Genomic DNA, 7,933 nt, shown 5'->3' with positions numbered 1-7,933 from the left:
CGTCTGTCTCATAGTCGCTGACGGGGAACACTGGAGCGCTCCAAAAACCAGTTCTTTAGCTTCTGATTTGTATTACGCGACATCTCGCGCGCCCCCTCGGAAAACGATTTGTGATGCGTTTCTGTTTCGCGAATGAGCGCTTCAAAATCCCCGGCCGATATTGGAGGGACCAGCGGTTATCTCTAAGACCTCATACGGCCTCGAATGAACCTTCTAAGCGGCGTTGCGGCGCGCCATCGCCCTTGAACATCATCCAGACGAGATAGAATGACATTAAAGCACCGCCGAAACAAAAGACTGACACATAGGCGTATGCAAAGAAGGTATAGGTGGTGATGAGCACACCCAGCGCCAGCAGGCCAAAGATGCGCACACCGCGCACGGATGATAGCAACAACGGCAAGATCACGACCGATATATAGATTGCATAAGTGACTTCTCGGCGGCCAACAAAGTCCAGCAGCTCAGTACCTTCATAGATGATCACGTGCGAGAGGAAGCGCGTGTTGAGCCAATCCGCATGCGCGAAGTAAGGCACATATTGCAAGGCGCCGAGCATCGCGCCGACAATCACGAATATGAGGAAGTAGGGCTTTCGCTTCGCCGGCTCCAAGGCGAAAGTCGAGACCGGGATCCAGACAGGCCATGCGAGCCAGGAAAAGAACATATAACTGAGTGAAGCGGTGGCAATGAGCTCGGTATTCTGGCCGGCGCCGGCAACCCAGACAACGCCTTCAGCAAGCTGTTGCAGTCCGAACAGGAGTGGCAGGGTTGCCAGTGGCAAATAACGCCGGTCGCCCCGCCAGGCCTGGCGCATGCTAAGCGCGCCTGCCGGGATAAGCCCTGCGGCGGCGATGAAACTGACTTCTGCTGATAGGCACATATTTTTGGTCCTCTTGATTGCTTAATTTTGGGTCAGGACACGCGCCTGCGAAACAGCCAGGCGCCTGCGGTAAGGGTCACGACAGCGATAACCGCCATGGGCCAGGTATGGTGGAAGAAGAGTTCAGCTGGCGCGTCCTTCATATAGACGGCCTTGCTGATCACGATGAAATGCATGATCGGATTGGACTCGTTCAAAGCTTGGAGCCAATCGGGCATATTGGCGACCGGGGTTGCATACCCTGACAATAGGACAGCTGGCATCATGTAGATGAAAAGACCGATGATCGCCTGTTGCTGTGTTGCTGCGAGCGAAGAGATAAACAGACCAATCCCGATGATCGCGGCGAGATAGATGATCATACTGGCATAAAGCAGAAGCAGAGACCCGCGCAGGGGAACATCCAGAACCAGCCAGCCAAGGATCAGCATTGCTGTCGCGCTTGCCAGGGCGATCATCAGAGCCGGCACCGCCTTGCCGATCAGAATCTCTGTTGGCCTGAGCGGCGACACAAGCAGCTGCTCGAATGTACCAAGTTCGCGCTCGCGTGCGATGGACAGGGCCGAGACCATGAACCCGACAATCGCGGTCAGGACGGCAAACAGCGCTGGTACGGCTGACCAAAGCGGATCGAGATTTGGATTGTACCAAACACGGGTCACGACCTTGGTGAGGGTCGGCACACCGAGCGCGGTCGCTTGATCTTCGTTGAAATCCTGGACGATCCGCCCAGAATAACCTGCAAGGATTTGGGCGGCGTTGGAGGCGCGGCCATCCAGAATGAGCTGTACGTTCGCTGGTTCACCGCGCTCCAATTGCCGGGAAAAGTCCGGACCGATCCTCAAGACCAAATCGACCGAACGAGAATCAATTGCCGCGGCGATATCGGCGTCGCGACGCAGATAGAGAATTTCTTCAAACGTCGGTGAACCCTCGAATCTGCTGATCAGTTCTCGCGCCTCGACGCCGCGATCCTGGGTGTACACGCCGAGCGTGACGCTGGAGATTTCCTGGGTGATGGCGAAGGCGTAAATCACCAGAAGGAAAGGCGGCGAAAACAGCACGACCCAGCGAGTTTGCGGGTCGCGGGCGCTGGCGAGAAGCTCCTTGATAATGAGAGACCAGATGCGTTGAAACATGCCGCTATTCCAGACGCGTGCGCGTGGTCAGCGCCGTGAGAGCGAAGATGATGAGCGCAAACACGCCGAGCCCAATCAGATCCGGAACGATAACGCTCCAGACGTCGCCTGCGAGAAACTCAGTTTGCAAGGTCGAGACATAGTATCGGGCGGGGACGCCATAGCTGATCAGGCGCAATGCGAGCGGCATACTGTCAATTTCGAATACGAAGTTCGAAAAATAGAAAGCCGGTAGGAAGGCGGTTAAAACTGAGGTTTGCGCGGCGACCAGTTGGTTGCGGGTCAAGGTAGAGATCAGAAGGCCCTGACCGAGCGAGCACAGCATGAAGAGCGATGAGGACAGAATGAGCACGGCGAGCGAACCCCGAAACGGCACGCCGAACAAAAGCACGGCTGTGATGACCGCGAGCGCCATGGAGCCCAGCCCGAGCAGGAAGTATGGCACCAGTTTGCCAATCAGCAGCTCCAAGATACCAACCGGCGTCGCGAGCAATGCCTCCATCGTGCCACGCTCCCATTCGCGTGCGACGACCAGGGCGGTGAGGAGCGCGCCAATCGTTGTCAGAATGATCGCAATCGATCCTGGCACGAGATAGTTTCGGCTCGAAATCTCCGGATTGAACCAGACTTGCGGTTCCAGCTGCACACTTGGCGCCAGGGCCGGTCGTCCACGGCTGATCCATTCCTGTTCCAGCCAGTTGGCCCATAGGAGCTCGACATAACCACTGACCAGATATGCCGTGTTCGGATCACCGCCGTCCACGATAACCTGAATAGGCGCGCCTTCGGCCCGAAACGCTTTCTCCGCGAAATCAGCTTGCAGTACGATTAACCCATCCAATTCGCCAAGTGTCAGCGCGCGCTCGAACAGGCGACGATCCGGGCCCGTTTCGACCTCGAACAGGGTTGAGTTTTCAAGCGAGGCTTGGAAGCTCGCAGTTTCCGATGACTGCTGCTCAACCACCAATGCGACATCAAGTTGGCGTGGATCAAAGGTTACGCCATAGCCGAACAGGAAGAGAAGCAAGAGCGGCATCACGCCCGCGATCAAGACGGAACTCGGGTCGCGCAGAACCTGGCGCGACTCCTTTACGATCAGGCCGGTCAGACGTCGCCACCGCAGCGCAAGGGGTTCGCGGTCCTTCATCCCGCCTCGCGCTCTCGATCACTCTGCTCAACCAGCGCAATGAACGCGTCCTCAAGCGTTGGGTCCATCATGCCGCTTGCGCGGGCGCGGTCTTTCAACTCATCAGGTGAGCCACTGGCGATCATCTTGCTGCGATAAATAAGCGCCATCCGATCGCAATATTCCGCCTCATCCAGGAAGTGCGTTGTCACCATGATCGTGACGCCATTGGCGACCATCGCATTGATATGGGTCCAGAACTCTCGCCGGGTGCGTGGATCAACACCGGATGTCGGCTCATCAAGGAAAAGGACATCCGGTTCGTGCATAACCGCGCAGGCGAGCGCCAGGCGTTGTTTATAGCCAAGCGGCAGCCCCATGGCGTTGACATCCAGCCTGTCAGCAAACCCGAACGTCTCAATCATTTGAGAGATGGCGTCTTTGCGGGATTTGCCTGTCAGGCCATAAACACCAGCGAAAAAATCGAGGTTCTGCTGAACGCTAAGATCGCCATAGAGCGAGAATTTTTGAGCCATATAGCCGATCCGGCCGCGCGCCTTGCTTGGGGCGTTTTGCAAATCAAGGCCAACCACACGGGCCGAGCCCTCGCTCGGCTGGAGCAAACCGCACAGCATTTTGAACGTGGTCGACTTGCCAGCGCCATTGGGTCCAATCAGGCCAAAGATTTCACCGCGCCCCACTTCGAAGCTGATATTATCAGCAGCTGTGAAATCCCCGAACCGCCGCGTTAGCGCGCGCGCCTCTACCACCTGATTCATAGTATGTGCGGCGCTATCCTCTCGATTGGCAAAAGGTGAGGTCGCGCGAAATCCACCGCCGATCAGATCCATGAAGGCATCTTCAAACCGCGGCGGGGTTTGCGAGATTTCAGCTGCTACGCCAGCATTCAGCGGCGTGAGACTTGGCGGATCGGCCCCTTCGGCCATGACCAGACGCACGCGGCTTCCCTGGATAACGCCGTCAATCACGGTTGCCAGCTTTGTTGCTTCGCTTAGGACTTCGCGGCGATCGGTGTCGATATGCCGGATCTGGTAGGTGCGACCGGCGACCCGGTCTGTGAGGTCTTGCGGCGAGCCTGCATAAAGCAAGGCGCCTTCATTCAGGAGCAGAACGCGGGCGCATTGTTCAGCTTCATCCAAATAGGCCGTGCTCCAGACGACGCCAATCCCCTGATCGACCAGTTCATAGACCATGCGCCAAAGCTCTCGCCGGGAGATCGGATCGACGCCAACGCTTGGTTCGTCAAGCAACAGCAAGTCGGGTTTCTTGATGAGGGCGCAGGCAAGGCCAAGCTTTTGCTTCATGCCGCCGGAAAGCGCTCCAGCCAGCCGGTTTGTGAACGGTGCGAGGCCTGTAAATCCCAAAAGCCGCTCAAAGGCCTCTTCGCGGTCTGACCCGAGAACTGACCGCAGATCAGCATACAGCGTCAGGTTTTCCTGGACGCTCAGATCTTCGTAGAGCCCAAACCGCTGGGGCATATAGGACACAATCCGGTGAACCGCTCCGCTATCCGTGACGGGATCCAGACCGTTGACAGTGATCTTACCGGTTGAGGGAACCAGTAAGCCTGCGATCAGACGCAGCAATGTGGTTTTTCCAGCCCCATCGGGACCAACCAGACCAGTGACTTCCCCTGCATTGACATGGGCCGTAACAGAATCGAGCGCCGCAAGGGCGCCCTTATCAAAGCGCTTGCTGAGTTGATCTATCTGGATCAGCGGGCCCGGCACGCTCAAACATCCCGGTCGGGGCTGAGCATGACTGTAACCGGCATGCCTTGTTTCAGGCGGTGTTCTGGATCTTGAACGATGATGCGCACGCGGTAGACAAGGCTGGTTCGCAATGACCGGGTTTCGACCGTCTTTGGCGTGAACTCGGCGACCGGCGAAATGAACCCGATTTGGCCTGTATAGACGCGTCCGGAGTCGGTGCGCACCTCGGCGTCCATACCGGCCTGGATCAAATCAAGATCTGGCTCTTCAATATAGGCGCGCACCCAGACCGGCGAGGTCAAGGTTAAGGTATAAATGGTTTCCCCTGCACCGATGATTGCGCCCGGCTCGCGAACACGTGTCAGAATGATGCCTTCATTTGGGGCGGTCAGCATCGTATCGGCGACGCGTTGCTCAGCCAGGGCGAGAGCGGCTTGTTCGGCGGCTAGCACTGAACGCGCCTGATCGATATCCTCAGAGCGCGGTCCGATGCGCGCCAGCTCCAAGCCTTTTGCGGCGGCGTCAAGCTGCGCAATGGCCGCGCCATGCCGCGCTTCGGCTTCCTCATGTGCCTGGTGTGAGGCGATATCTCGCTCGGCAAGAAACTCCTGCCGCGACAGGGTGGTTTCAGCGACGGTCAGAGCCGCTTCTGCTTCGGCGAGCTGCGCTTCAGCTTGCGCGATTTCCTGAGGTCGGGAGCCGGCGAGCAAAACGTTGAGCGCAGCTTGAGACCGCGCAACCCGCGCTTTCGCGAGTTTCACCTCATTTTCATAGTCAATCGGCTCGAGTTTTGCGACAACTGCACCCGCAGCGACCTCGTCGCCCTCATCGACCATCATTTCGGCGAGGCGCCCGGGAACTTTGAAACCCAGATTGACCTGGCGCACATCGACATTTCCGAACACTTCGATATGGCCGAGCTCTTCATGGGGGTTGCGTAGCTGTGTCCAGCCGACAATCGCGGCAGCGAGGAAGACGATGGCGATGCCGATCAGACCATAGCGTTTTACCAGATTGGTCATTTGTGCCCCCATTCCTCAATAATACGCGTGGCCGAGTTCCTTCCCTTATAGGCGCAGGCGCGCGCCAAACATTTCAGGTGTAACTGTATTGAAGCGCGAGAGGAGGCTCTCATGAGCTGCTTTCCTCGCTCTGTTCGGTCATGAACAGAAATAGCATCGCCGCCGAGCAACTGATGAGCAGGAAACCATTCAGCGCCTCGACACCGGCGACGAAGCGCAAATGACCGGTTGGAACAATGTCGCCAAGACCGAGTGAGGTGTAACTGACGAGCGAAAAGTAAAAGACGTCCATGGCTGTCGTCGGCGTATCACCGCTTAGATCACCTATATCCAGGGCGCGGCCCAGGCCGTAAGCGAGGGCGTAAAGACTGGCCGCCGCGAGATGCGCAATCCCCGAGACGCAAAGCGCAGTGACCAGTTTGCGGCCGCGATGATAGCTCGCAGCTCCGAGGTGGCGGAATGCGCCTGAGACAATCGCATAGTGAAGCGCGCCGGATAGCACAAAGGTGACTGCGGAGATGACAATCGCCAGGATCATGGCGCGAACCTCGCGGTGTGCCGGGTCCGCGAAAGCGTTGTGATACGCCCCGCGATAGGGTGCGCCATCGCATTTAAACCAATAAGGATCCCAGTCCTGCTCACCGTTCGCTCGCAGAACACCACCAGGTTTACCCCCGGCGGACCAGTTACATCACGAGTGAGAGTGCGCATGATCGGGCGCCTCCTTGTCGCGGATCCGGCCGAGATAGAGCGCTTCGAAAGCGAAGATTGCAGCCATTGACCCAATCGCGATGACGACGATCATTGGGTCTGCGGTCGCTTTGATGAACAGGAAGGCGCCAAGGGCAATCAGATCGAATAATATGGCGGCGACTAGAATAGAGGCGCGGGCACCGACATCTTCGCGTAAATAGCGCAGCACGCCATAATGGATAATAATATCCATTACGAGATAATAAATTGCGCCGAGTGAAGCGATCCGCCCAAGATCGAAGAAAGCGGCCAGGAAGGCAGCCAAAACAACGGTATAGACAAGCGTGTGTTTCTGGATGCCGCCGGGCATGCCAAAATGCTTGTGCGGGATCAGGTTCATATTCGTCAGCATGGCGAGCATGCGCGAAACCGCGAAGACACTGGCGAGCAGTCCCGACGCAGTGGCGATGATTGCAATGATCACGGTAAACGCCACGCCAAAATCACCAAAGGCCGGGCGCGAGGCTTCTGCGAGCGAGAAATCCTTGGCTGCGACAATTTCTTCAAGTGTCAGTGAGGACCCGACCGCCAGAGCGACAGCCATGTAGACAACAAGGCAGATCGCCAGCGACCAAATGATCGCGCGGCCGACATTCTTATTGGGGTTTTTCACCTCGTCGCCGCTATTGGTGATCGTGGTGAACCCTTTAAAAGCAAGAATGGCGAGGGCGACGCCGGCGAGGAATCCCGCAGGTCCAGTCTCATTTGTTGTGGCCGAGGAGGCTGCTTCAAAAGAAAGGCCGGACGCCCAGAGCGCAGCGCCAGCAAAGATCAGAATGCCGCCAACTTTCAGGACCGCTGCAACTTTGGACACGCTGCCAATGATTTTGTTTCCGGATATGTTGATTACAAACGCAAAAACGATCAATCCGACGGCCAGAACTGGTACCAGAATACTGTCTTTCGAAACATCAAAGAGTTGCAATGTGTAGGCGCCGAATGTGCGAGCGACGAGGCTCTCATTGATGATCATCGACATCGTCATGAGCAGCGCGCTGGCGGCGGCAATTGTCGTTGGCCCATAGGCTTTTTGAAGGATCATCGCGATGCCGCCGGCCGACGGATATTTATTCGACATTTTGATGTAGGTGTAGGCGCTGAACCCGCTGACCACGGCCGCAAGCAAAAAGGCGAGCGGAAACGCCGGTCCTGAGAATTGCGCGACTTGCCCGGTCAGTGCGAAGATCCCGGCGCCAATCATGACACCGGTGCCCATCGCAACGGTTCCTGCGAGACTTAGCGAGCCTAATGGGATGGTCCGCCCCGTCTCCTCACGG

General features: G+C 57.3%; 7 protein-coding genes. All 7 read right to left on the bottom strand.

Annotated elements, in window-relative coordinates; genetic code table 11:
• Positions 1–190: 190 nt before the first annotated feature.
• The 7 genes from HOC_RS19575 to HOC_RS19545 all read right to left on the bottom strand — a co-directional run bounded on the left by HOC_RS19575 (position 191) and on the right by HOC_RS19545 (position 7,872).
• Complete coding sequence (locus HOC_RS19575) at positions 191–883, bottom strand: DUF6629 family protein (RefSeq protein ID WP_051625140.1); 693 nt, start codon at positions 881–883, stop codon at positions 191–193.
• Positions 884–915: 32 nt separating this feature from the next.
• The gene (locus HOC_RS19570) at positions 916–2,022 is read right to left on the bottom strand and encodes an ABC transporter permease (RefSeq protein WP_035541838.1); all 1,107 of its coding nucleotides are present in this window, start codon (positions 2,020–2,022) and stop codon (positions 916–918) included.
• Between the two features lie 4 nt (positions 2,023–2,026).
• A complete protein-coding gene (locus tag HOC_RS19565) occupies positions 2,027–3,169 on the bottom strand; it encodes an ABC transporter permease (RefSeq protein WP_035541835.1) in 1,143 nt (380 codons plus the stop codon).
• Positions 3,166–4,899: an ATP-binding cassette domain-containing protein gene (locus HOC_RS19560; RefSeq protein ID WP_051625139.1), complete on the bottom strand. Its 1,734-nt coding sequence runs from the start codon at positions 4,897–4,899 to the stop codon at positions 3,166–3,168. The genes HOC_RS19565 and HOC_RS19560 overlap by 4 nt, the downstream gene beginning before the upstream one ends.
• Before the next feature lie 2 nt (positions 4,900–4,901).
• Positions 4,902–5,903 carry an HlyD family secretion protein gene (locus tag HOC_RS19555; RefSeq protein WP_035541827.1) on the bottom strand — a complete coding sequence of 334 codons (1,002 nt, stop codon included), beginning with the start codon at positions 5,901–5,903 and terminating at the stop codon, positions 4,902–4,904.
• Positions 5,904–6,012: 109 nt separating this feature from the next.
• A complete protein-coding gene (locus tag HOC_RS19550) occupies positions 6,013–6,441 on the bottom strand; it encodes a potassium channel family protein (protein WP_035541823.1) in 429 nt (142 codons plus the stop codon).
• 153 nt (positions 6,442–6,594) lie between these two features.
• Positions 6,595–7,872, bottom strand: coding sequence for an APC family permease (locus HOC_RS19545; protein ID WP_051625138.1), 1,278 nt, complete (start codon positions 7,870–7,872; stop codon positions 6,595–6,597).
• Between the last annotated feature and the right edge of the window lie 61 nt (positions 7,873–7,933).

The organism is Hyphomonas oceanitis SCH89, from assembly GCF_000685295.1.
GTDB classification, from domain to species: domain Bacteria; phylum Pseudomonadota; class Alphaproteobacteria; order Caulobacterales; family Hyphomonadaceae; genus Hyphomonas; species Hyphomonas oceanitis.
The sequence above is the reverse complement of the archived record's forward strand: the minus strand, read 5'-3'. Positions and strand labels throughout refer to the sequence as shown.